The 26,323-nt window shown below is 40.8% G+C and carries 21 protein-coding genes; 17 read left to right on the top strand and 4 right to left on the bottom strand.

The genetic code is table 11. The features are described 5' to 3' along the window. Positions 1-3: 3 nt before the first annotated feature. Positions 4-3,132: a TonB-dependent receptor gene (locus C7972_RS02515; RefSeq protein WP_110354615.1), complete on the bottom strand. Its 3,129-nt coding sequence runs from the start codon at positions 3,130-3,132 to the stop codon at positions 4-6. Positions 3,133-3,591: 459 nt separating this feature from the next. On the opposite strand from C7972_RS02515, the gene C7972_RS02510 reads away from it, so the two are divergent. From C7972_RS02510 to C7972_RS02485, 6 genes are all read left to right on the top strand, one after another. Continuing rightward, positions 3,592-4,611, top strand: a complete 1,020-nt coding sequence (locus C7972_RS02510) for a LacI family DNA-binding transcriptional regulator (protein ID WP_110354803.1) — start codon at positions 3,592-3,594, stop codon at positions 4,609-4,611. A 146-nt stretch (positions 4,612-4,757) separates the two neighbouring features. Continuing rightward, positions 4,758-5,411 carry a beta-phosphoglucomutase gene (pgmB, locus tag C7972_RS02505; protein ID WP_110354614.1) on the top strand — a complete coding sequence of 218 codons (654 nt, stop codon included), beginning with the start codon at positions 4,758-4,760 and terminating at the stop codon, positions 5,409-5,411. A gap of 110 nt (positions 5,412-5,521) precedes the next feature. Further along, positions 5,522-7,837 (top strand): glycoside hydrolase family 65 protein, encoded by a 2,316-nt coding sequence (locus C7972_RS02500; RefSeq protein ID WP_110354613.1) that lies wholly within the window; start codon positions 5,522-5,524, stop codon positions 7,835-7,837. 207 nt (positions 7,838-8,044) lie between these two features. Next, positions 8,045-9,835 (top strand): alpha-amylase family protein, encoded by a 1,791-nt coding sequence (locus C7972_RS02495; protein WP_110354612.1) that lies wholly within the window; start codon positions 8,045-8,047, stop codon positions 9,833-9,835. Between the two features lie 80 nt (positions 9,836-9,915). Further along, the gene (locus C7972_RS02490; protein WP_258364752.1) at positions 9,916-10,605 is read left to right on the top strand and encodes a glycerophosphodiester phosphodiesterase family protein; all 690 of its coding nucleotides are present in this window, start codon (positions 9,916-9,918) and stop codon (positions 10,603-10,605) included. Continuing rightward, a complete protein-coding gene (locus C7972_RS02485; RefSeq protein WP_110354610.1) occupies positions 10,605-11,891 on the top strand; it encodes an NAD(P)/FAD-dependent oxidoreductase in 1,287 nt (428 codons plus the stop codon). The genes C7972_RS02490 and C7972_RS02485 overlap by 1 nt, the downstream gene beginning before the upstream one ends. A 7-nt stretch (positions 11,892-11,898) precedes the next feature. Here the strand turns inward: C7972_RS02485 and C7972_RS02480 are convergent, their stop codons facing one another. Together C7972_RS02480 and glpK are read right to left on the bottom strand one after the other, a co-directional pair. Beyond that, positions 11,899-12,630: an MIP/aquaporin family protein gene (locus tag C7972_RS02480; protein WP_110354609.1), complete on the bottom strand. Its 732-nt coding sequence runs from the start codon at positions 12,628-12,630 to the stop codon at positions 11,899-11,901. An 18-nt stretch (positions 12,631-12,648) separates the two neighbouring features. After that, complete coding sequence (gene glpK / locus C7972_RS02475; RefSeq protein WP_110354608.1) at positions 12,649-14,148, bottom strand: glycerol kinase GlpK; 1,500 nt, start codon at positions 14,146-14,148, stop codon at positions 12,649-12,651. 246 nt (positions 14,149-14,394) lie between these two features. On the opposite strand from glpK, the gene C7972_RS02465 reads away from it, so the two are divergent. Further along, positions 14,395-14,949 (top strand): DUF1697 domain-containing protein, encoded by a 555-nt coding sequence (locus tag C7972_RS02465; RefSeq protein WP_181422799.1) that lies wholly within the window; start codon positions 14,395-14,397, stop codon positions 14,947-14,949. Between the two features lie 392 nt (positions 14,950-15,341). Here the strand turns inward: C7972_RS02465 and C7972_RS02460 are convergent, their stop codons facing one another. Then, positions 15,342-15,815 carry a TspO/MBR family protein gene (locus C7972_RS02460; RefSeq protein WP_110354605.1) on the bottom strand — a complete coding sequence of 158 codons (474 nt, stop codon included), beginning with the start codon at positions 15,813-15,815 and terminating at the stop codon, positions 15,342-15,344. A 94-nt stretch (positions 15,816-15,909) separates the two neighbouring features. Between C7972_RS02460 and C7972_RS02455 the strand changes: the two genes are divergently transcribed. The 10 genes from C7972_RS02455 to C7972_RS02410 all read left to right on the top strand — a co-directional run bounded on the left by C7972_RS02455 (position 15,910) and on the right by C7972_RS02410 (position 25,561). Beyond that, positions 15,910-16,992, top strand: a complete 1,083-nt coding sequence (locus C7972_RS02455; protein ID WP_110354604.1) for a diphosphomevalonate/mevalonate 3,5-bisphosphate decarboxylase family protein — start codon at positions 15,910-15,912, stop codon at positions 16,990-16,992. A gap of 117 nt (positions 16,993-17,109) precedes the next feature. Then, on the top strand, positions 17,110-18,048 hold the full coding sequence (locus C7972_RS02450) for a mevalonate kinase (RefSeq protein WP_110354603.1): 939 nt from the start codon (positions 17,110-17,112) through the stop codon (positions 18,046-18,048). A gap of 11 nt (positions 18,049-18,059) precedes the next feature. Further along, positions 18,060-18,965, top strand: a complete 906-nt coding sequence (locus C7972_RS02445) for a geranylgeranylglycerol-phosphate geranylgeranyltransferase (RefSeq protein ID WP_110354602.1) — start codon at positions 18,060-18,062, stop codon at positions 18,963-18,965. Between the two features lie 74 nt (positions 18,966-19,039). Further along, positions 19,040-19,882 (top strand): pseudouridine synthase, encoded by an 843-nt coding sequence (locus C7972_RS02440; RefSeq protein WP_110354601.1) that lies wholly within the window; start codon positions 19,040-19,042, stop codon positions 19,880-19,882. Positions 19,883-20,479: 597 nt separating this feature from the next. Further along, positions 20,480-21,076, top strand: coding sequence for a helix-turn-helix domain-containing protein (locus C7972_RS02435; protein WP_110354600.1), 597 nt, complete (start codon positions 20,480-20,482; stop codon positions 21,074-21,076). A 447-nt stretch (positions 21,077-21,523) separates the two neighbouring features. Further along, a complete protein-coding gene (locus C7972_RS02430; RefSeq protein ID WP_110354599.1) occupies positions 21,524-21,973 on the top strand; it encodes an N-acetyltransferase in 450 nt (149 codons plus the stop codon). Between the two features lie 6 nt (positions 21,974-21,979). Continuing rightward, on the top strand, positions 21,980-23,392 hold the full coding sequence (locus tag C7972_RS02425; RefSeq protein ID WP_220020848.1) for a BNR-4 repeat-containing protein: 1,413 nt from the start codon (positions 21,980-21,982) through the stop codon (positions 23,390-23,392). A gap of 26 nt (positions 23,393-23,418) precedes the next feature. After that, positions 23,419-24,393, top strand: a complete 975-nt coding sequence (locus C7972_RS02420) for an NAD(P)-dependent alcohol dehydrogenase (RefSeq protein WP_110354597.1) — start codon at positions 23,419-23,421, stop codon at positions 24,391-24,393. Positions 24,394-24,405: 12 nt separating this feature from the next. Continuing rightward, a complete protein-coding gene (locus C7972_RS02415) occupies positions 24,406-24,942 on the top strand; it encodes a Crp/Fnr family transcriptional regulator (RefSeq protein WP_110354596.1) in 537 nt (178 codons plus the stop codon). Between the two features lie 58 nt (positions 24,943-25,000). Beyond that, a complete protein-coding gene (locus C7972_RS02410; RefSeq protein WP_258364751.1) occupies positions 25,001-25,561 on the top strand; it encodes a DinB family protein in 561 nt (186 codons plus the stop codon). The last annotated feature ends 762 nt before the right edge of the window (positions 25,562-26,323 follow it).

The following is a 26,323-nucleotide window of genomic DNA, read 5'->3' as shown; positions in this document are numbered from 1 at the left end:
TGATTAAAAAGTTACGTTAAATCCTAATGTGTATGTTCTTGGTCTTGGAAAGGCGCTATAATCGATACCCGCTATAGGCAGACCATTTAATAGGGCAGCACTGGCCGGCGCCACACTTACCTCCGGATCAAGACCGGAATAATCCGTAATCACAAAAAGGTTCTGGCCTGTAAGACTAAGTCTCATTGACTTGAACAAGCCTTCTTTTAAAGGAACATTATAGGAAATGGATGCCGTTTGCAATCTTACAAAATCTCCTTTTTCCAAAAATCTGGTAGACACCGAAGCTTCGGCAAATCTACCTTCCTGTCCTGCCAAGTCCACCACATTCTGTGTTACATTATTACCACTTCCAATAGCACCTCCCGTAAAAAAGGCGTTGGCGGTATTATTGTAGATATAGTTACCAAATTGCCCATTGAAATACATAGAGGCAGACCAGTTTCTGTAACTGGCAGAGGTAGAGAAACCACCCGTAAAATCCGGTAGGGCACTCTTACCTACAAACTGTTGATTATCCACACCACCATCGTGCACAGGATTTCCACTGGCATCGAAACCGGTAAACTCCCTCAAATAAAAGGAATACAAAGGTTGTCCAGAGGCAAGGCGTTGGGCAAAAGCGTTGGACAGACCGGCACCCCGAATGGTCCCCGCTGCAATCTCCCCATCAAAATCGGTAATTTCATTTTTATTGTAGGCCACGTTAAAACCAGCGGTCCAGTCAAAATCCTCTCCTTGCAGAATATCATAATTCAAGGAGAACTCAGCCCCCTGGTTCAACACAATGGCATCCAAATTTTGGAAAAAGGTGGGTTGCGGAGAAGGCTGTGCTGCCTCAATATTAAGGAGTAAATCCCTAGTTTCCTTACGATACACATCTACCGAACCGCTAAAACGATCATTGGCAAACCCAAAATCCAAACCTACATTATATTGGGTAGTTTCCTCCCATTTTAAATCTGGGTTGGCAAATTCCACGGTTGTAATTCCAGGTACGTTAACGTCTCCACCATCACTAATATTGGGATCCCCATTTATGGCTGTGGAATATCGTTCCCTTCTCGCGAACCTTCCATACCCCAGTCCATCCTGGTTTCCGGTAATACCATAGCTCAACCTAAGTTTTAAGGTAGACATAGCATCTCCCATAAAATCTTCTTCATTGATCTTCCAAGCAAAAGCAGCAGAGGGAAAAATACCATATCGGTTATTTTCACCAAAACGCGATGAACCGTCGGCCCTTACCGTTGCAGTGAACAAATATTTATTTGCTATACTGTAATTGGCCCTGGCAAAAAAGGATTGTAACTCATCCGTATTGTCAAAAGTATTGGTGAAAATTGATTTCACAGGAATACTTACTTCTCCCAACAATTCAGTATCCGGTTCTGGATCTGAAAAAAGTCTGTTCACAAATAGATCGGCATCTCCCCCGGATGAGTAACCATACTGCTGGTATGAGCCTGTAATCATGGATTCGATCTTGCTCGCGGCATCGGTTAAATTCCTGGCCATAGAGTTTAAATTGGTTGTGGAATAACCCCAACCTTCCACATTTCTTCCTTTGGTATTGAAATCCTGATATGAGAAACCTCCCAAAACATCCAATACCGAATTATCGAACTCTTTTTTGTATGTCAAGGTAAGTTCCAACAATCGATTCTCCAAATCGAGGTCATTTAAGGTACCTCTACCATTACCGCCGGCACCACGGCCCACATTAAAGGATTTACTGCCCAATTCCGCTTCACGGGTAGAATTGGATTTATCGTAACCTACAGTAACCTTGGCCGTTAAGTCTTGTACAATATCATATGAGGCCGAAAAATTGACCAGAAAACGATCGGTATAGGTTAAACTTTGCCAGTTCTCCAACAAGTTTAATGGGTTGATCCTATCCCCAGGATTAAACGTACTATTGGCTGGCCAGGTAGGATTGGCGGAATAAGCGGCACCCAACATATCCCCTGTAGATCCAGCACTACCACTTAATGGCGGCGCCTCATCATTTACTCTTGAAAGAGTAGTCTGCAAATCCAACCTCAATTTATCGTCAAATACTCTTTGGGAAAGATTAATTCTACCTGTGACCCTTTCCTGAGAAGATTTTGGTACAATCCCAAATTGTTTGCCATAATTAAACGTGGCCCTTACGTTGCCCGATCCATAATTTTGGGAGTAGGCTAGGTTGTTATTGGTCGAGGATGAGTTTCTGGTTACCAATGATTGCCAATCCGTATCATTCCCTAAATCCGTTGCACTACCACCAAAGGCAGAAACAGCGGACAGGAATTCGCTCCTGTTCAACAAATCAAAATCATTGGCCGGTGATGAAAAACTTAGATCGGAAGAAAACTCCCAAGTACCTCCCTGTGCCCCGCCTTTACCACTCTTGGTAGTAATAATAACCACCCCATTGGCACCTCTGGAACCATAAATGGCGGTTGATGACGCATCCTTTAAGATACTCATACTTTCAATATCATTTGGATTCAAAAAGCTAAGTGGATTCCTAGCAGAACTAGATCCTACCCCTATATCCGTACCTTCAGAAGAACTACCTCCAGAAGGAAGGGGAACGCCATCTACCACAAATAAGGGATCATTATTGGATCTTACCGAAGAAGTACCCCTTATCCTAATGGCAACACCAGAACCTGGTTCACCACTTCCTTGGGAAATTTGAACCCCAGCGGTTTTACCCTGGATCAATTGTTCGGGAGAAGAAATAACCCCTCCGTTAAAGTCCTCGGAAGTTACGGCCGAAACCGCACCGGTGGCGTCCTTTACAGTAGTGGTACCATAACCAATGATAACTACTTCGGCCAATGCCTGGGCATCCTCTTCCATCATAATATCAATAGTGGTCTGGTTACCTACCACCACCTCCTGTGTTTTATAGCCGATATAGCTAAAAACAAGGATGGAACCCGCATCCACATCACTAATGGTGAAAATCCCATCAAAATCCGTTTGTGCGCCATTGGTTGTTCCCTTGACCACTACACTGGCTCCCGGTAAGGGGCCACTAGCATCAGATACCGTACCTGATACTTCTTGAGCTGAAGCTAATCCAAAACACAAAAATGTTCCAAATAGCAAAAAGCTTTTAAGTAATTTAAGCTTCATACATCGTTAGTTTTAATTGAGTTAAAATTTGTTAGTTGTAATTGAGTTGAAAAAAGATATTTAAGTTTAATATTTCTTAAAATATTCCAATATATATGCGAATGTAAATAATAAAATACCTATTTATTGACATATCTCCATATTTAACGCCTAAAATGCAACTAAAACGTTTTCGTTAATTTACGTTAATTATAAGATGGCGTTAAACGGTCGAGTATCGGTTTCGGCATTTTTTACACTGTCCAACCCAATTCGTTTGTACGAAAATACATCATTTTTTTGTTTTGATGGTATTTTGATAAAAATATATACTTTTTAAACAATTCTTGAAAATAGATTTCACTCCTAACTTGAATATACTATTTTTACAGCCTGTCATTTAATAATCCAATTTGTGCCTAAACAGTACAATTGCTTTTATATTTTTAGTAGTATATTCACTTGAAAAAATATTCACCTTTGAAAAGAAAAATCACCCTCAAACACATTGCAAGGGAATTAGGGGTTTCCATTTCTACGGTTTCCAAAGCATTAAAAAATAGCGAGGAAATTGGATCGGACACCAAAGAGAAGGTCCAGGCTTTTGCTAAACTTTACAATTACAAGCCAAACAATATTGCAATCAGTTTAAAAAATAAGCGCACTAAGAATATTGGGGTGATAATTCCCGACATCGTACATCATTTTTTCACCACAGTTTTCCGGGGAATTGAAAATTACGCCAATGCCAAAGGCTATAATGTTATTGTCTGTGTCTCGGACGAATCTTTCGACCGGGAGGTCATAAATATGGAATTGCTTGCCAATGGGAGTATAGACGGGTTTATTATGGCCATTTCCTCGGGCACTCAATTGAAGAACGACTACAACCATTTAAAGGAAGTTACGGAACAGGGCATACCCTTGGTTTTATTTGATCGTGTTGCCGAAGATATAAAATGCGACAAGGTAATTATCAATGACAGAAAGGGCGCTTATAATGCAGTAACCAAATTCATAAAAGACGGTAGAAAAAGAATAGCCCTGATTACCACGGAGGAATATATAAGTGTAAGCAGGGAAAGGGCTACAGGCTACAGGGATGCCTTATTGGACAATGGAATGGAATACAACGAAAATCTGATATTAAAATTCCCTTCCATGGAAATCAATGAACAGCTTATTGAGGATTTCTTTGCAAGGGAAAAAGTAGACGCTGTGTTGAGTGTAAACGAAATATTTGCCATTCACAGTATGCGCTACGTACAGGGAAAAGGTCTGAAAATTCCTGAGGATATTTCCTTTATTGGTTTTACAGACGGACTTCTATCCAAATACGCCTCTCCTGGCTTAACTGCTATTGCCCAACACGGTGAACAGATGGGAGAAATAGCGGCAGAAATACTAATTGAAAAGGTAGAAAATCATATGGAGGAGGAAACCTATGTAACAAGGGTTTTGGAACCCACCTTGATAGAGCGCGGATCCACTTTTAATTAGGAGTTGATCCACTTTATCTCAGGGACAAACTTGAGCCATTGCATAAGATTTCCTTCTTCCCAATACTACTACCTACAAAGGTGCTTTTCCAACAATAAATTCCCCGTTTTAAAGATTGGCCAAATTTTAATTAATATCTTAAACCTATGAAGAAAACCGGATTTATATTTGATTTGGATGGTGTTATTGTGGATACTGCCAAATATCATTACCTAGCTTGGAGAAAATTGGCCAACGAATTGGGTTTTGAATTTACCCAAGGGCAAAATGAACAATTTAAAGGGGTAAGTCGCAAAAGATGCCTGGAAATCCTATTGGAAATTGGGAACATAAAGGCATCCCAAGAACAGTTCAACCGATGGTTGATAGAGAAGAATGAGGATTATTTGTCCCTTATAGAAAAAATGGACGAATCGGAAATCTTACCAGATGTCCAAAAAGTACTGCAGTTTCTAAGAAAGTACCACATACCAATGGCATTGGGCTCTGCCAGTAAAAATGCCCGTCCAATTTTGGAAAAAGTAAACTTAACGGATTATTTTAAAGTCATTGTGGACGGTACCCAGGTAACCAAAGCCAAGCCAGATCCCGAAGTATTTTTGTTGGCCGCCGAGCAGATGGGCGTACGACCCAAGGAATGTGTAGTGTTTGAAGATGCTGTGGCCGGTATAGAGGCCGCCAACAATGCGGGAATGTTGAGCATTGGGATCGGGGAAAAAAAAGTGCTTTCAGAGGCAAAATTTGTTTTTGCAAATTTCACGGAAATCGATGATAAATTCCTAAAACGCTTAATAGGATAAACTCCTTGGCGAACATTGATAATAATTATTTAAATTGGCATCTATCTTTCCATTTGGAATCTGATATTTATCATCAAAACCCCATTGCGATAACCTAGAAACACTAGCAAATGAACCAAGATTATATAAAGCCGGATAACTGGTCTATCATAGAAGAAGGATTTGAAAGGGAAAGAGTAAAATCCTCGGAAAGTTTATTCAGCCTGGGAAATGGTGCCATGGGCCAACGCGCCAATTTTGAGGAAAAATATACCGGCCCCACTTTTCAAGGAAGTTATATTGGAGGGGTATATTACCCGGACAAAACACGTGTGGGCTGGTGGAAGAACGGTTATCCAGAATATTTTGCCAAGGTATTGAACGCCCCTAACTGGATTGGGATCAATGTTCTCATTAACGGGGTAAATTTGGATCTGAATACCTGTAAAAACATACAGAGCTTTCGCAGGGAATTAAATATGCAGGAAGGTTGGTATTCCAGGAGTTTTATTGCTACACTACAAAATGACGCCGAAATTGAGGTAAGGATTATCCGCTTCCTAAGTTTGGATTATGATGAAGTAGGTGCCATAAAATATGAAATCAAGTCCATTAACCAGGATTGCTCCGTTGCCTTTCATCCCTATCTTGATAGTGGCATCACCAATGAGGACACCAATTGGGACGACCAATTTTGGAACACCACAGAGGTCACAACAAATGGTTTCCAAGCCTTTATCGAGGCACATACCATGAAGACCAACTTTGCTACCTGTACTTTTATGGAATCCAAATTGTACCATAATAATACATTGGTCATTGAAAAACCTTTGGATGCTTTATCCGATACTAGCGTAGTACATCATTTTAAAAAGGACATTAAAAAAGGGGACATCCTTTCACTCATCAAATTTGGCGGATATACGGTGTCTACAAACCATAAGGCCAACGAACTGAAATCGGCTGCCAAAAAGGTTTTGCAAAAGGTAACCGAAATAGGCTTTGAGCCTCTGTTGGAGCTACAAAAAAAATCATGGTCCAAAATATGGGAAATGAGCGATATTACCATTGAAGGGGATGTTAAGGCACAACAGGGAATTCGCTTCAATATTTTTCATTTAAACCAAACTTACTTGGGCAAAGATTCCAGGCTCAATATTGGCCCCAAGGGGTTCACAGGGGAAAAATACGGCGGTAGTACCTATTGGGATACCGAGGCCTACTGTATTCCCTTTTATATGGCCACCAAGAATAAAAAAGTGGCAAGGAACCTCTTGACCTATAGGTACAACCATTTGGAAAAGGCCATTGAAAATGCCCGAAAATTAGGTTTTGTAAATGGTGCCGCCCTATATCCCATGGTAACCATGAATGGGGAAGAGTGTCATAACGAATGGGAAATAACCTTTGAGGAAATTCATCGCAATGGCGCTATTGCCTTTGCCATCTACAATTATTACCGATTTACAAGCGATTATACCTATATCCCGGAAATGGGATTGGAGGTTTTAATCGGGATTGCCCGCTTTTGGCATCAAAGAGCCACATTTTCTACCCAAAAGAACCAATATGTAATTTTAGGGGTCACTGGTCCCAATGAATATGAAAACAATGTAAACAATAACTTTTACACCAACTATATTGCCAAATGGTGCATTAACTATACACTTCAGGAGCTGCAAAAAGTCAAGGACGGCTATCCGGATGATTATCATAGAATTATAGGGGTAACCAAACTTTCGGAAAATGAGACGAAGGCCTGGGCCAAGGTGGCCAAAAAAATGTACTTCCCCTTTGATGAAAAATTGGGTATTTATTTACAACAAGATGGCTTTTTGGACAAGGAACTGATCCCTGTCAAGGAATTAAACCCCAAAGAACGTCCCATAAACCAAAAATGGAGTTGGGACAGGATCTTAAGGTCGCCCTACATTAAACAGGCAGATACCCTTCAAGGGTTTTATTTCTTTGAAGACCATTTTACTACAGAAGAATTGGAAAGGCATTTCGATTTTTACGAACCCTATACCGTCCATGAATCTTCCTTATCCCCATGCGTACACAGTATTCAGGCGGCCAAACTGAACAGAATGGACCAGGCCTATGCTTTTTATCTCCGTACTTCCCGATTGGATTTGGACGATTATAATAAGGAAGTAAAGGAAGGATTGCACATTACTTCCATGGCCGGTACCTGGATGAGCATAGTGGAAGGTTTTGGGGGTATGCGGATATTGGAAGACAAACTATCCTTTACCCCAAGAATACCAAAACAATGGAAATCCTACTCCTTCAAGGTTAATTTCAGAAATAGAATTCTAAAGGTTAAGGTTACCGAAAACGAAACCACATTTGACCTGGAAGGCACGGATGAAATGTCTATTCGGGTAAACGGAAAACGAGTGGTTTTAACCGCTGGCAAGAAAACCCATTTCCAGATCAACTAAATATTCACTAATAACAGCAAACCCAAAACAATTGGAAGATGAAAGAGTTGGTTCATTAATTTAAAAACCCTAAAAGTTAGCCAAATGTTACGCCCAAAATAAAAATTTTGAAAAAATAGACTCTAAATCCAAAAACAAGTACCATTATTGCACCGTAAAGCCAAGCAATACATAGTTAGGCCTTTTGTTCCGAAAAGAAAGCACCAAATGAAAGAGACCACTGAAATTCGAAAAACAGTAGTTTACCAAGTATTTACCAGATTGTTCGGAAATACCAATACCACCAATAAGCCTTGGGGGACCATAGAGGAAAATGGTGTGGGCAAATTTAGCGACTTTACGGAAAAGGCCCTAAAAGAAATAAAGGATCTGGGGGTAAGCCATATTTGGTATACGGGTATTCCCCATCACGCCCTCATAAGGGATTATACCGCTTACAACATTTCCAATGACGACCCGGATATAGTTAAGGGCAGGGCGGGTTCGCCATATGCCGTAAAGGATTATTACAGTGTTAGCCCAGATTTGGCCAATGACCCCAACCACAGAAATTTGGAGTTCAAGGAGCTGTTGGACAGGAGTCACAAAGCAGGTCTAAGGGTTATCATTGATATCGTTCCCAACCATATTGCCCGAAAATATGAAGGTAAAAACAATCCGAAAGGGGTGGTGGATTTTGGAATCAACGACGACACCACTGTAGTCTATGCCAAGGACAACAATTTTTATTACAATCCCGGGGAATCTTTCTCTGTCCCGGATTGGCGGGATGGCTACTTACCCTTGGGAGGGGAAAAAACTAACATGGCCGATGGTAAATTTGTTGAATCCCCCGCAAAATGGACTGGAAATGGATCCCGTTTGTCCAAACCCGATTTTAATGATTGGTATGAGACCGTAAAAATTAATTATGGAATTAGTCCGGACGGACACAGGGATTTTGCAACCTTGCCAGAAGATTTTGGCCATAAACATTTTTCCGAACATTTTGAATTCTGGAAAAATCAAGCCGTTCCCGATTCCTGGATAAAATTTAGGGATATTGCCCTCTTTTGGTTAGATCAGGGAGTGGACGGGTTTCGTTATGATATGGCCGAAATGGTTCCCGTAGAATTCTGGAGCTTTATGAATTCGTCCATAAAAATGAAAAATCCTGAGACGTTTTTAATGGCAGAGGTCTACAACCCCAACCTTTACAGGGAGTATATCTTTAAAGGGAAAATGGACTACCTCTATGACAAGGTTGAGTTCTATGACTCCTTAAAACATATCATGCAGGGCCATGGGTGGACAGACCATATACCTGTAGTCCAAAACGGACTCATGGATATTGAACATCAAATGCTTCACTTTCTGGAGAATCATGACGAGCTGCGTATTGCCTCTCCGGAATTTTTGGGTAATGCCGAAAAAGCCAAGCCTGGCATGGTGGTTACCGCTACTATAAGTACCTCACCCACCATGATCTACTTTGGGCAGGAAGTAGGTGAACCAGCCAGTGAAAGTCCTGGATTTGGATCTCCAGGTAGAACCTCCATCTTCGATTATGTTGGGGTTCCCCATTTTCAACGCTGGGTTAACAATAAGAAATATGACGGAGGCCAATTATCCCCAAATGAAAAAGAGTTAAGGACATTTTACAGGAACTTGCTCAATTTCACCATTAACAGTAGCGCTTTAATGGGAAAATACAAGGATATTCATTTTTATAACAAAGATCATACAGAATATTATAATCATCGGGTTTTATCCTTTGTTAGATGGTCTAAGAACGAAAAACTCATAATTATTGCTAATTTTGATAGTGGCCAGGCTTTTGGATTTGATCTAAAGCTGCCAAGGGAAGTCATCAGGGAATGGGGGCTACAAAATATTATCTACCCTGTAAAAGACCAATTGTTCAAGAAAAAGGAGTTATCCTTACATGTAGAAAACGAAATTGGCCATATAAGAATAGATATACAACCCTTGGAATCCTTAATTTTAAGTTTAAATTAAATTTATAGCATTGCATTATGAAAACATCATCATTAGTTGGCTCTTTTTTCTTGTTTCTATTAATTATAAGTTGTGACAATATGAATAAACCCTTGGTTATTGGCCACAGAGGTGCCATGGGGCATGAAACGGAAAACACCTTGGCATCCATTCAAAAAGCAATAGATCTGGGTGTTGACATGATTGAAATTGATGTATTTAAAATAAAAAGCGGTGAAACAGTAGTCTTCCACGATAAGGATGTGGAAAGACTTACTGATAGTATTGGGAATATCGAAGATTATAATTTTGAAGACCTACAGAAATTAACTTTGATAGGCAACCATAAAATACCAACTTTACAGGAGGTTCTAAATGTAATAGACAAAAAAGTTCAGTTAAATATTGAGCTCAAAGGGTCCAATACAGCCGATAGGGTAAACTTTATAATAAACTACTACATAAAGGAAAAGGGTTGGTCCATGGATAAATTTATAATCTCCAGCTTCAAATGGGAGGAACTTAAGACCATGCGTGCTCTGAATGCGGAAGTCCCCATTGCCATCCTTATAAGCGGTGATCCATTAAAAGCCTTGGATATTGCCCAAGAATTGCACGCCGCGGCCATTAATCCGTATTTTGAGGACCTCACTTTGGAGAACGTCAATGAAATTAAAAAGGCCGGATTCAAAATTTATCCCTGGACGGTAAATGAACCAGAAGAAATTGAAGCTGTAGAGAGATTGGGAGTGGATGGCATAATCACCAATTATCCAGAACGCATCAATTAATGTTCGATGTTATTGTGTTAGGAGGTGGTGCCGCAGGTTTCTATGGTGCCATTCATATAATGGAACGCAATCCCAAGTTAAGGGTAGCCATTTTGGAACGCGGCAAAGAGGTACTGACCAAGGTAAAAGTATCCGGGGGAGGGCGATGTAACGTTACCCATGCCGAATTTGACCCCAAAGAACTTACCAAGAATTATCCCAGGGGAGAAAGGGAATTGGTGGGGCCATTTCACACTTATTGCACTGGAGATACCATGTCTTTTTTTGAAAAAAGGGGTGTGGCATTGAACATTGAAGCCGATGGAAGAATGTTCCCCTCCTCCAATTCTTCCCAAACCATTATAGATTGTTTTCTTAAAGAAACCGACCGTTTGGGAATCAAAGTCCTTAAGAACAGTTCCATTGTGGGGATAACATCGCAGTACGAAAATGTGGAAAAAGGGAATTACCCCTGGGAAATCAAAACAATTCGCAACACCTACCAAGCCAAAAAAATATTGGTTGCCACGGGCAGCAATCCCAAAATTTGGGATCTTTTAAAACAAATGGGGCATACAATAATTCCCCCTGTTCCCTCACTTTTCACTTTTAATATTAAGGATGAAAGAATAACTGGAATACAAGGTGTTAGCACCAATGCCAATATCAAAATAATTCCTTCCCAGGTCAACAACAGCAAATTTAAGTCGGCCTTAAAAAAATATTCCATCCAGCCCTCCGATCTGGAATCCGAAGGCCCTCTATTAATTACACATTGGGGAATGAGCGGTCCGGGCATCCTAAGGTTATCTGCCTGGGGGGCACGGATATTGAATGATTTGAATTATAAGTTTTCAATTCAAATAAACTGGCTACCTGCCTATCATGAGGAAGGCCTACAGAGACAACTTCAACAAATCAAGGAGGTTGAAGGCAAGAAAACCATACTGCGCACCAAAGCTTTTGACATACCAAAACGGTTGTGGGGCAGTATGGTTAGGGCAGCGCAAATTTCGGACACCGATAAATGGGCCGATATCTCCAAAATACAACTACAAAACTTAGCAAAGCAATTAACGGGGTCGGTATTCAGGGTAGATGGAAAAAGTACGTTTAAGGAGGAATTTGTTACTGCCGGTGGGGTGCACTTAAAGGAAATAAATTTTAAAACCTATGAAAGTAAAATTTTACCCGGACTCTATTTTGCCGGGGAAGTGTTAAATGTGGATGCCATTACCGGCGGCTTTAACTTTCAAAATGCCTGGACAGGGGCCTATATTGCCGCTCAGGCAATTGCCAAACATTAATGATGGGCTAACTACCCAACAATATCATTAGCAAGGCCGCCAAAATTGCCCCGATCACTGGTCCTACAATGGGAATCCAGGCATAACCCCAGTCGCTCCCACCCTTTCCCTTAATAGGCATTATAGCGTGCATTATTCGTGGACCCAGATCTCTGGCCGGGTTTATGGCATAACCCGTGGTACCTCCCAAGGAAAGCCCAATTACCCACACCAAAAATGCAACGGGCAGGGCTCCCAAAGACCCTAGTCCAATAACGGTATCCGTATCGGTTATTGAGGCATCGGTAAAATAGAGCACTACAAACACCAAGGTAAAAGTACCTACTATTTCACTAAATAGATTATTAATGGGATTTCTTATGGCGGGAGCTGTACAAAATACCGCTTTTTTAGTGTCCTGGTCCTCAGTTGCATCAAAATGATCTTTGTAGAAGAGCCAAACGACCAAGGCACCCAACATGGCCCCTATAAATTGTCCCAAGGCATAAGTGGGCACCAAAGCCCATTCAAATCTTTCGGCCATAGCAAGGCCTATGCTTACGGCCGGATTTAAATGTGCCCCGCTATAGGGTGCGGCCACTGCCACCCCAACGTATACGGCCAGACCCCAAGCAGTGGTAATGACCATCCAGCCCGAATCGTTGGATTTGGTTTTGTTCAGGATTACATTGGCAACAACCCCGCCCCCCAAGAGGATCAGGAAAAAAGTACCTATAATTTCAGCAATAAAAGGAGTCATAGTTGGTTGGTTTTATATTTAATCGTTTAGTTTGGACCAATATTCTACAGCATCAATGGCCCTGTACCAGCCTTTAATATTTTTCTCTATTTCTTTTCTCTCGGTTGTGGGATCAAAATTTACATCAGTTTGCCAAATTTCCTGTATCTCTTCCAAACTTTCCCAAAATCCGACCGCCAAACCTGCCAAATAAGCTGCTCCCATAACCGTTGTCTCTATCACTTTTGGCCGAACGGTGGAAGTATTCAACACATCGGCCTGAAACTGCATCAATAAATTATTGACCGTAGCGCCCCCATCGACCCTTAATTCTTTTATGGAAATTTTAGAATCGGCCTCCATCGCCTTTAAGACATCCATGGTCTGAAATGCAATTGATTCCAGAGATGCCCTGGCAATATGGGCATCCGTACTCCCTCTTGTGAGCCCAAAAATCGTTCCCTGCGCATGTTGGTTCCAGTAGGGCGCGCCCAAGCCTGCAAAGGCAGGTACAAAATAAACCCCATCGGTACTCTCTACAGAACTGGCCAATTTCTCCACATCTTCGGACCGTTTTATAATTTTTAAGCTATCCCTCAACCATTGTACAACGGCACCAGCAATAAAAATACTTCCTTCCAGGGCATATTGGGTTTTGCCATTTATGGTCCATGCTACCGTGGTTAGAAGGTTATTTTCAGAAACAATGGGTTTTTCCCCAATGTTCATTAGCATAAAACAACCCGTTCCATAGGTATTTTTAACCATGCCAGGTTTTGTGCACATTTGGCCGAATAATGCCGCCTGTTGATCACCTGCGATTCCGGCAATAGGTATTTTACTTGCAAAGAAATTTGGATTGGTATTACCATATACCTCACTGGACTGTTTCACTTTGGGCAACATACTCCTTGGAATGGTAAAAAGCTCCAATAACTCATCATCCCATTCCAAGGTGTTTATATTGAAAAGCAATGTTCTGGATGCATTGGTAACATCCGTGATATGAAGTTCCCCCTTGGTCATATTCCAAATTAACCAAGAATCTATGGTCCCCATAACCAAGTCTCCTGCTTCCGCCCTTTCCCTGGCCCCTTCCACATTATCCAAAATCCATTTCACCTTGGTTCCCGAAAAATAGGAGTCGATGACCAAACCGGTTTTTTCCCTTATAAGTTTGGATTTTCCCTGGCCCTTTAATTCATCGCAATAGTTGGAGGTCCTTTTATCCTGCCAAACAATGGCATTATACACGGGCTTTCCTGTGTTCCTATCCCAAACTACTACCGTTTCCCTTTGGTTCGTTATCCCGATTGCAGCTATATCCGCTCCGTAAATTCCCTTTTTTGTGGTGGACTCTGCTGCGGTGCTCACCTGGGAGGACCAAATTTCCAAGGGGTCGTGCTCTACCCATCCCGGTTTTGGAAAATATTGCGTAAACTCCTTTTGGGCGACCGAAATTATATTGCCTTTTTTATCAAAAACAACGGAACGGGAGCTCGTGGTACCTTGATCCAACGCTAGTATATATTTTTCCATAAGGGTGGTATATTTTTAAAATGGGTATCAAGATAACAAAATATGGGCACTAATTTTGAAAAATTAATAATCAGGTTCCCAAGATTATAACAATAATCCCTGCTCCCTTGCATACCTCCAGGTTTACTTATAATCAGTCTTAAATTATCGCATCCAAAGAAGAAATTAATTGATAAAAAAACATAATTATTTCCACAGAGCGCTTTTATTCTTAATTTTATGAGCCTCTCCCAATACTGGACCATCATGACGACGTATATTATTTTACTAAGGGGAATCAATGTTGGCGGCCACAAGAAAGTTTTAATGTCCAATTTAAGGGCCATGCTCCATGATCTGGATTTTAAAATGGTAAGAACCTACATACAAAGCGGCAATATTGTTTTAAAAAGTGATGTAGATTCGAACACAGAAGTATCACAAATAATCAAAGAGGGTATCTGCGACACCTTTGGCTATGATGTTCCCGTATTGGCCAGGACATACATAGAATGGAAAAAAATTATGGAGCAATCCCCTTATGATGAACCTAACGACTTGAAAACTAAAAAATGGTACTATGTACTGTTACAGGAAACTCCCAAGCTTGCATTGATCAATAGTTTGCAACAAGAACAATTCAACAACGAACGGTTTATAATTTCCCATAGTTGTGTCTACCTATGCACGGACCAAGGTTATGGCAAAACAAAATGCGATAATAATTTTTTTGAAAAAAAACTTAAAGTGCAGGCTACTACCAGAAATCACAGGACCATGATGAAGTTGTTGGAAATGGGGGAACAAATTAGTAAACAGTAATCAGTAATTAAATAATCCTTCTCAAAAGTTTTGTGCGAATTAGAAATAGCTAGAGTAAACTGCCCAAAAGTTCGGGTCTGTTCATTTTTTGCATCGCCCAAATGCGTAGCATTCATGAATACCATTAAATATCAATAGACCAGCCGATGAATAAAAACGACCAGGGCCTCATAACCAAGGTGCGGTGTTCCTTGGTTATGAGGAGCCAGTTATAGCCGAGGCCAGGCTGATTCTTTTTCCGTCGTGGAGATGACATGGCCGTAAAGAATTATTGAAGCCTTGGAAATAATTTAGGCCATGGCATCGGTCCATAAAATCCCGAGATTTTAGGGACCACCTAGTGAAGAAGGGTCTTTTCTCTTACCACTTTCAATATAAGGCTAAGAAAAAAATTAATTCAATTCCCAAATCTTATAATTCAGGGCCGTGGCAAAACACACCCACAGTAGATAAGGAATCAATAAATAGGCTGCAGTCGTGCTCACCACCTTAAACCATTTTATGGTAAAGATCAACAATATTAACAAGGTGAGAATAACGAGTAAGGCGGCGAACGGATTCTTAAATCCAAAGAAAATTATACTCCATAGCGCATTGAACAACAACTGTATCCCGAAATGGTACAAGGCCGTTTTTACCCAAATATGATAAAACCCCTTTGCCCAGACAATCCCCGCTGCAACCCCCATCATTATATAAAGTACGGTCCAGACTGGGGCAAAAATCCAATTAGGCGGATTAAAACTTGGTTTATTCAGTTCCAAAAACCAACCATTTACCGAGGATTGCGTTGCAAAACTTGATAAAAACCCAATGGTTAAACATACGGCTACTGAAATTGTGATATAGGTAAGTTGCTTTTTCAAAGGTTGGTTGTTTACGCCCTAAATTAACAATTTATTTTAACAGGATCTATAGTAAAACCACTTAAAAGCTATCTTTGTACAAATTGATTGCAATATGACCGATAAAGACTTTATACCTTCCTCTTATACTACAGACAAAATGGAAGGAAAAGTTACTTATAAATCGCCCAGTAATATTGCCTTAGTAAAATACTGGGGGAAAAAGGAACATCAGATTCCCGCCAACCCATCCATCAGCTTTACCCTGGACACTTGCGCTACCACAACAACCATTACCTACAAAAAATTAAAAAATAAGGCCTTGGACTTTTCTTTTGACCTTTTTTTTGACGGGAAGCCCAAAGAAGATTTTAAACCAAAAATAAATACGTTCTTAAAGAGGACGGAGCCCTATCTGCCCTTCTTAAAAGCCTATCATTTTACGATAGAAACTTCCAATTCCTTTCCCCACAGCAGTGGTATTGCCTCATCGGCCAGTGGCATGTCTGCCCTAGCACTTTGCCTTATACAACTGGAAAGGGAGTTAAATCCAACAATGAACCCTGATTTCTTTAAAAAGAAAGCCTCTTTTATAGCCCGATTGGGATCTGGAAGCGCTTGCCGTAGTATTGAAGGGGATTTAATGCAGTGGGGGGCACATAAGGACACCTTGGACAGCACCGATCTTTATGCCATAAAATATCCCTATAAAGTGCATCCGATTTTTAAGAATTATCAGGATACCATTCTTTTGGTAGACAAGGGATCCAAACAGGTAAGCAGTAGCCTTGGCCATAATTTAATGCACGATCATCCTTTTGCGGAACAACGGTTCGACCAAGCGCATAAAAATCTGTCTAAATTAAAAAGGATTTTTGAAGAAGGAAATTTATTGGAGTTTATTAAAATCGTAGAAAGCGAAGCACTGACCTTGCATGCCATGATGATGACCAGTATGCCCTATTTTATGTTGATGAAGCCCAACACCCTGGAGATCATCAATAAAATATGGACCTTTAGGGAATCGTCCAAAACCCACCTCTGTTTTACATTGGATGCTGGGGCCAATGTGCATGTGCTATATCCGGAAAGCGAAAAAGAAGAAGTTTATCAATTTATTAATAATGAGTTGGTTGTATATTGCGAAAACGGGCAGTATATTTGCGATCAAATTGGAAAAGGGGCAAGAAAGCTATAATTTTCAAACGGAAAGTGAATAATTAATTGTGGGATATTACGTTAATCATTCAGTTGCATCTTTTGTTATTTTAATGTCTTTGAAAGAATTTAAATTATTTATAGTTATCTTAAAGAAATGAAAGGACCGCTATTTTACTCTAAAATTTTACTTTTTGGGGAATATGGAATCATAAAGGATTCCAAAGGGCTTTCCATACCCTATAATTTTTTTAAGGGAGCTCTAAAATCAAAAAACAAGAATTCTGAGGCGGCAAAGAAGTCGAACGCCAGCCTTAGGGCCTTTGCAGAATATTTAAAAGACCTGCAGCAGAAAGACCATGAATTGGTGACTTTTGACCTGAAGGCCTTGAATAAGGATATAGCCGACGGAATGTATTTTGACAGTTCCATTCCGCAAGGATACGGCGTAGGTAGTAGCGGCGCCTTGGTGGCGGCCATTTACGATAAATATGCCTTTGAAAAAATTACCGTATTAGAGAATCTTACAAGGGAAAAATTATTAAAACTGAAGACCATTTTCGGAAAAATGGAATCATTTTTCCATGGTAAATCCTCCGGATTGGACCCCTTGAACAGCTATTTAAGTCTGCCAATACTCATAAATTCCAAGGACAATATAGAATCTACCAGCATTCCGTCACAAAATTTGGATGGCAAGGGTGCTGTATTCCTTTTGGACAGTGGTAGCACTGGGGAAACTGCTCCGATGGTACATTTGTTTATGGAGCAAATGAAACACGAAGGTTTTCGGGCGATGCTAAAGGATCAGTTTATTAAGCACACCGATGCTTGTGTGGAAGATTTTATAAATGGGAACGTAAAATCCCTGTTTGGGAATTTAAAGCAGTTGTCCCATGTAGTCCTGGATAATTTTAAGCCTATGATCCCCGTGGAATTCCACAAACTGTGGAAGCAGGGGATAGATACCAATGACTATTATCTAAAACTCTGTGGCTCTGGCGGCGGTGGCTATATTTTGGGATTTACCGAAGACTTCAACAAGGCAAAAAAGGCCCTGAAAGGCTATAATTTGGAAGTGGTTTATAACTTCTAAATCCAACCCCTATGCTTAGTAGAAAAAACAAGCTCTTGCTATTAAAGTTCCTGAGCCTGTTTTCTGTGGTCAGAGGTTACAACATTCTTATGATTACCTTGGCACAGTACTTGGCCTCCATTTATATTTTAGCTCCCCATTTACCACTGCGAAAAGTTGTTTTTGATGGCAACCTATTCGTTATTGTTCTCAGTTCGGCCTTGGTAATCGCAGCAGGTTATATCATCAATAATTTTTACGATGCGGAAAAAGACCTGATCAATAAACCTCGTAAGAGTATGCTGGATCGTTTGGTTAGTCAGCGCACCAAACTCACCACCTATTTTGTGCTGAATTTTCTTTCCGTATTCTTTGCTAGTTATGTCTCCTTTAGGGCCGTAGTGTTCTTTTCGGCCTATATTTTTGGAATATGGTTTTATTCCCACAAGTTAAAGAAGGTCCCTTTTTTGGGAAATTTCGTTTCGGCCACCCTGGCCATTGCCCCCTTTTTTGCTGTTTTTGTGTATTACAAGAATTTTGATACCGTAATTTTTGTCCATGCACTTTTTCTTTTCCTGTTGATATTGGCCCGGGAAATGATCAAAGACCTGGAAAACATGGCAGGGGATATGGCCCAGAACTACAAGACCATTCCCATATTGTACGGAGCAAAATTTTCCAAGACCTGTATCGCTATTTTGATCGGCCTAACGTTGCTCCCCTCCTACCTTCTGATAGAATATTTTGATGTGGGCTATATGTACCTTTATTTTATAGGCTGTATTTTTTTGTTGATGGGATTTCTAGTCCTTTTGGTAAAATCGAACAGCAAAAAACACTATGTATGGCTGCACAATATTCTAAAACTGATCATCATACTGGGAGTATTCAGTATTTTATTGATCAATATAGATCTGGTATTGAATAGAATTCTCTAAGAATTGCTAATAACCCCTACAATATCCTATACATACGATTTCCTTTGCTACCTTTGCAATAAATTATAGTACATATGAGTAGGTCAGATTCCAATAATGACAAGAAAGCATCAGGAAGACAAGGGGGCACTTTTAGAAAAAAGAGCCATGCACGGGGCAATGCGCCTATAAGAAAGAGAACGGAAGCAAAACCACCTTCCGACCCCAATGTAATGCGTTTAAATCGTTATGTAGCCAACTCTGGCGTATGTTCACGTAGGGATGCCGATATTTATATCTCTGCAGGAAACGTCACCGTAAACGGCAAGCCAATTACCGAAATGGGCTACAAGGTAAAACTGACCGATGAAGTAAAGTTTGACGGCCGTTTGCTAAATCCCGAGAAAAAGGAATACGTACTACTGAACAAACCCAAGGATTTTGTTACCTCGCCAAAGGATGAGCACGGAAAAAGAACGGTGGCCTCCCTTATTTCCAATGCTTCCAAATCCAAACTCTCGGTGGTAGGGAGAATGGACAAGAACACCACTGGTTTACTGTTATTTACGAATGATGGGGAAATGACAAAGCGACTTACAAAACCGAAAAACGGACTTCGCAAAATATATCATGTTGAGCTGAACAAGAACCTAAGGGGAGAAGACCTTATTAAGATCAAGGAAGGCATATCTATAGACGACAGCGTGGTTAGGGTAGATGATGTTAGTTTTATTGAAAATGCCCCTAAACGAGAGGTAGGAATAGAACTTAAAAGTACCCGTAACAAAATTGTGAGGCGTATTTTTGAAGAACTGGAATACGAGGTCGTAAAATTGGATAGGGTAGTCTATGCCGGACTCACCAAAAAAGATCTTCCCCGTGGACACTGGAGACATCTTACCGAACAGGAAGTCATTAATCTGGGGATGATCAAATAAGGCTTAAAAATCTTTTGCCTTTCATTAACAACTGGCTTAGTTATCCTATTTGGACACATCCCTTTTTTAAAGGAGGGTATTGTTTCGTCACGACAGTACCCACACTGCCAATCCACTTAGTATGACAGAGTCCGTTTTTCATGGACCCCCGACGCCTATCGGGAGAGAAGTCGCACACCATTGGTTCCTCCCCCCTATCCCCCTCAACAAACCTATCCTTAAATAGTTTATTAGAACTAAAGTATTTCCAATACTTTGGTCAATGCAGCAATGTCTTGAGCCTTCAATCCCTACTGTCTTCTCCTCCTCTAGTCGGAGAAGCCACCTTGTCCTCCGGCGGAAAACGCGGGACAGGCTTAGCCAAGGGAAGGAGCCTGTTCTTAACGTTACTGCAAGTTTAATAAGACTCGGTTTTATAATAAGTGATACAAAGATTGAATTTGATTATTTTTGGATTATACAGAAATATAATTATCCATTCCCGTTTACTGCCCCTGGAATAAGGGGTTGACATTAATGACGCAAACATGTCGTATAGGAGACGTTATTGAAACTGGCAACCTGAATTACTTTTACATCAAACAAAAATCATAATAAGTGAGCAATTTGAGTTTATCACAGCGAGTTAAGGAACTGAGGTGTAGAAAAGGGATGTCCCAAGAATTACTGGCCGAAGAATCCGGTTTGAGTCTAAGGACTGTTCAAAGAATAGAGAATAGCGAATCTGCACCTAGAGGGGATACACTAAAAAGACTGGCACTAGCATTGGATACTTCTCCCGATGAAATGTTGGATTGGACAATTCTCGAGGACAAAGGATATTTGACACTTATGAGTTTATCGGCATTGGGATTTTTATTCTTTCCAATTTTAGGGATTATTCTTCCCCTAATTTTTTGGATCCTGAAAAAGGATAAATATAAGGGTGTAAGTGAACTAGGCATGTCTATTTTAAATTTCGAAATCACCTGGTGCCTACTTCTTTTCTCCTATTTTATTATACTATTTTCTGGATTTTTAGGCGTAATAATGGGGTATTTTGGGACCATCGTAGGACCGGCAAGTCTCTTAAAATTATATATTCCGGTAATAGTCCTATACATCTATAATATTACCATAATAATTGTAAACGCCATGAAAGTGTTTAAGAACAAAAGACCTCGCTATATACCTGCCCTTAAAATATTCAAATAATGCAAATATCTAAAAACTTAACAACCTTTGATCTGCTAGGCAAAGTGAGGCTATTTTTTCTTTTGTAATAGGAGCTTCCTTCGTCATTATAGCTCCTTTTCTACCTATAGGCAGGCTCCCAACGACCAATTCTTTTAGCTCCCCTCTTGGAACGAAGAGGGGAATGAATTGTGCAAAGTCTTGCCACTTCTCACTTCATAAACCCATTCACGTAAAACAACTAGCTTTGCGTTTCAATCCCTTCCGTCTTCTCTTCCTATAGTCGGAGAAGCCACCTTGTCCTCCCACGAAAAACGCAAGACAGGCTTCGCCAAGGGAAGGAGCTATTGTTTTGTCATCCCCATATCAATCTTGAATTTTAAACAAATAATAGGTAGTAAAAAGGAATTGTTATCTTAGGCTATTATAGGGACTTTATTCCTCAAAGCAAGGTCTATTAAAGAAACAATGATCAAAAAAATAATCCATTCAGAAATTTCCAATGCGGAAAAACTCCACACGCTTTTTCAAGAATCCTACCGCATCGAGGCAGACTTACTGGGGGTCTCGGATTTTCCTCCGTTACAAAGGACTACTTCCGATTTTCAAAATAGGAACACCCAATTTTATGGTGTATGGAAAGGTGAAGTTTTGGCTGCTGCAGTTGAAATAAACCAACTTAAAAATACGCTTGAAATCTGTAGCCTGGTAGTACATCCAAAATATTTTAGGCAGGGAATTGCCCGTAAGCTCTTATTGTTCGTGGAAGATTATGACAATTCTGAGACCCTTATTGTAGAAACTGGTTGGGCCAATGCCCCAGCAATAAACTTATATGAGAAGTTTGGGTTTCAAGAGACAGGTGAATATATTGGTCCGGGGGGCATCAAAAAAAAATGCTTTAGTAAAACAAAATAGGAAAAAATGCAACGTATTAAAGCTCAAACGAACTTCAACTTAATGCCCCTTCTTTTTATTATTTTTTTTGCTGGAAATGCCTTTGGACAAAGCTTGACCAATACAAAAATCAACGGCTACAGGGGCATTTGGTTCCAATTAAATCAGAAGTACGAGTATGGAGACAAATACTCAGGAGCATTAGGAACCTACACCGCAAAACATGTTCCCCTAGCCATATACGCCCCCGAAGTTAAAAAAACCTTCTTTGTATATGGGGGAACACCCTCTGCAGACCAACGTCACCTGCTCTGTATGATCGGGGAGTTCGACCATAAAACGGGAATGGTCTCACGACCCACCATAGTCTATGACAAAAATGGGGTAGACGACCCACATGACAATCCCTCCATATTGCTAGATGGCGCTGGTTACATTTGGGTGTTTATCAGTGGGCGGGGTGCTAAAAGACCAGGTTATAAATACAAAAGTAAGACGCCCTATTCCATTAAGGAATTTGTACAGATTACGGAAGAGGAAATGACCTACCCACAACCCCGGTATACCAATTTTGGCTTCTTTCAATTTTTCACAAAATACACCGGCGTACGCCAACTCTATTTTGAAACCAGCAAGGACGGCATCTCTTGGACCGATGATAAATTGCTTGCCGCCATCCCTGAAATGGAAGGTGAAAAATCTGGGCATTACCAGACCAGCGACCTATATGACGGCAAGGTGCTAGGAACGTTTTTTAACCGACACCCCAATGGAAATGTGGACAAAAGGACGGATCTATACTATATACAATCGGGCGACTTTGGAGCCACATGGACAACCGTTGATGGCGTAAAAACACCTCTTCCGGTGATAGACCTGAACAGTTGCTCCAAAGTGATGGATTACGCCTCCCAGGAAAAAAATGTGTACCTAAAAGATATGGGCTTTGATGCCATGGGTAATCCAACCTGCCTATATATTAGAAGTAATGGCCACGAACCCGGTCCTGTGAGCGCTCCGTACGAGTGGTGTATTACCAAATGGAACGGCACGGAATGGCAAACTACTGTGGTAACTACCTCGGACCATAATTATGATATGGGGAGTCTCTTTATAACCCCAGACGATTGGAAAATTGTTGGACCTACCGAAAAAGGGGACCAGGATTGGGGCGTAGGTGGGGAACTGGCCATTTGGCAATCCAAGGATAAGGGAGAAACATGGGAAAAGGTAAAAGCCATAACAGAGCATAGTCCCTTTAGCCATTCCTATGTACGAAGACCCGTAAATTATAAAGACCCATTTTGTTTTTTCTGGGCCGATGGAGACTCGCACCAGTTCAGCAAATCCGAACTTTATTTTGGAAATTTTGAAGGTGACATTTGGAAAATGCCCTATAACATGACCGAAGATTATGAAATGCCCATTAAGATCAAATGATTAAATTAGGACATCAATAGAACCCAATGAAAACTATTACATGTAAATCCTATGGTCCGCCCGAAAAGGTGGTTAAGATAACCGAAATTGCACTCCCCTCCCCTAAGGACAATGAGGTACTAATAAAGATCCATGCCACTAGCGTAAACGATTACGACTGGAGCCTAGTCAGGGGAAAACCCTATTTGTACCGATTATTATTTGGCCTGTTTAAACCTAAGCATGGCCTTTTGGGAATGGAATTATCGGGTACCGTTGCTGCTCTGGGGGCTAAGGCCACAAAATTCAAGGTCGGGGATATGGTCATGGGCGACACCTCTAATTTTGGCTTTGGCACCTTTGCAGAATATATCAACATTGACGAAAAGGGGGTCATCCGGAAACCCGAGGCCCTAAGTTTTGAGGAAGCAGCAGCCATTCCACATGCCTCCTGTCTGGCGTTACAGGCCCTAAAGGACATAGGGCACATAAAAAAGGGACAAAAAATTCTGATCAACGGTGGCGGTGGTGGCGTGGGTACTATTGGGCTACAGTTGGCCAAACTCCATAATTGTGAAGTAACCGGAGTGGATTCCCAAGAAAAACTGCCCATGATGACCTCCCTAGGGTTTGATCAGGTAATCGACTATAAAAAGACAAATTTCACTAGGATTGGGAAACGGTATGACCTCATCCTGGATTGTAAGTCCAACAAAGCTTCTCTTTCCTATCTCAAAGCCTTAAATCGCAAGGGGCGGTATGTAAGTATAGGCGGCAGGCCTTTCAATCTTATTGGATTGTTACTATGGGGTAAACTGGTTCCCCTGTTCAGTACTAAAAGATTAAAGATACTCGCCCTAAAATCAAATATTGGGTTGGATTATATCTGTGACCTTATAGTACAGCAGAAAATTCGATGCCATATAGATGGCCCATATCCCTTGGAAGATGCAGGGCGCTTGATCCAGTATTTTGGCGAGGGAAAACATAAAGGGAAAATTGTTATGAGCATTAAAACCTAATCAGCTAGACATATGAATCCCATTACCCACCTAAAGGAACAAATAGACCGGAAAGGTTTATGGAGCTCAGATCTGGAATTGGGCCGGAACGAATATGTAAAAGTACAGGGGAGCTTGGACACCAACCTCTACTGGGTAGCAAAGGGGAGTTTAAGAATTTTTGTGGTATCGGAAAATGAGGAACACACCATCAGATTTGGCTATAAAGACAACTTTATAGCTGCCTTGGATTCCTTTCTAAATGAAAAGCCTTCCGACTTGTATATACAGGCACTAAAAAAAACCAAACTAAAAGTCATTGGCAAGTCGGCCTTCACCAATTATATTAAATCCTCTCCTGAAAATATGGAAAAATGGCAACTTATTTTAGAGCAATTGGTATTGCAACAGATGGAAAGGGAGCGGGATATTTTAACCGTGTCTCCCGTGGAACGGTATAGGAGAGTCCTAATGCGCAGTCCCCAACTCTTTCAGGAAATACCCAGCAAATACATAGCCTCCTATTTACGAATGACCCCTGAAACACTTTCCAGGATTAAAAAATCTTAATCTCAATCAATGTTTTAAATGCTAAAAGCAGCGAATTTTGCCCTAAAAAACAATGGAAATGACCTCTAAGGATTTATTACAGGATTTATTGGAGCGTACCCAGGAAAACAAAAGCAAGGTCGAGCACTTTAAAACCTTGCCATTGGAAACCTTGAATTGGAAAGCCTCTCCTGAGAGTTGGAGTATTTTGGAATGTTTGGAACACTTAAACCGGTATGGGGATTTTTATATTCCTGAAATTGAAAAACAGCTAAAAACCTCCCAACATCGACCTTCCGAAACATTCAAAAGCGGCTGGTTGGGCAATTTTTTTGCCAAGACCATGCTCCCCAAGAAAAAGCTGAACAAGATGAAAACTTTTAAGTCCATGGATCCCATAGGCAGTAATCTTAACATGGACACGATCGAGAAGTTTTTGGACCAACAACAGGTTATGTTCAACCTATTGAACAATTCCAATGAAGTAAACCTCATCAAGACCAAAACGGGCATTTCCATTTCAAAATGGATCAAGCTTAGATTGGGCGATACGTTTAGGGTGGTCATCTATCACAATCAGAGACACTTGGCCCAAGCGGAAAGAGCATTAAAGGAGGCTGGTAGGCTGTCAGCGGTTTAGCAAGAAAGTATGTAGGTGGCACCTTATGGTCTCTAACCATGACTATCGGGACGCTCTGCCTGACCTTTTAAGGTCATAGCGAGAATACCTAGCCGGTAGGTAGGCCTGCCTACCGGCAGGTAGGCATAGTGCGACAATCAGTTATTGACTGACGAGATTGCTTATAGTAAGGTTGATTATCCTGCCTTGAAATCCTCACCCTAGCCCCCTTCCAAGGAGGGGGAATTTGATTCTCGTTTAAAGTATTGGATGCGGCTGGAAGGTCATCCGTTTAGAAAGAAATAGCGCGGAAAAATCGACAGCTTCCGTATCTCCTTAAAATAGAAATGTCATCAACTAGACCGTGTCCTGAAGAATTACCCTACTGTGTGCGACTTCTCAATCGCCCTGAAATTGGGCTCATGTCGAAGTGACTGCCGCGTCCACTTATCACTGTAAACTAAGAACGGCCTTCTGTGAACTCATAACTGTCTAGGTAAAAGTTCTGGGCTATTAATTTCTGCTGTGCGAAGTCTCTGGACTTAGCACTTCATAACCTGCTGTGCAAATTCTGCTGACTTGTCACTAGAACAACTACCTTTTCTATGTCAACTCAACTTTCAACTTGGAACCTGGAACTTGAAACACATGAACCCTGTAATGCCAACAAAACAACAAAAGTGTATTATAAGAAGGTTAATTTTTGAAAGGCCCCATAACTGTAATCACCTAAATAACAATTAATTACTCTGCTGTGCGAAGTCTCTGGACTTAGCACTTCAT

Source organism: Arenibacter sp. ARW7G5Y1 (assembly GCF_003201775.1).
GTDB lineage: Bacteria > Bacteroidota > Bacteroidia > Flavobacteriales > Flavobacteriaceae > Arenibacter.
Note: the sequence above shows the minus strand (reverse complement) of the source record. Positions and strands in the feature narration are given on the sequence as shown.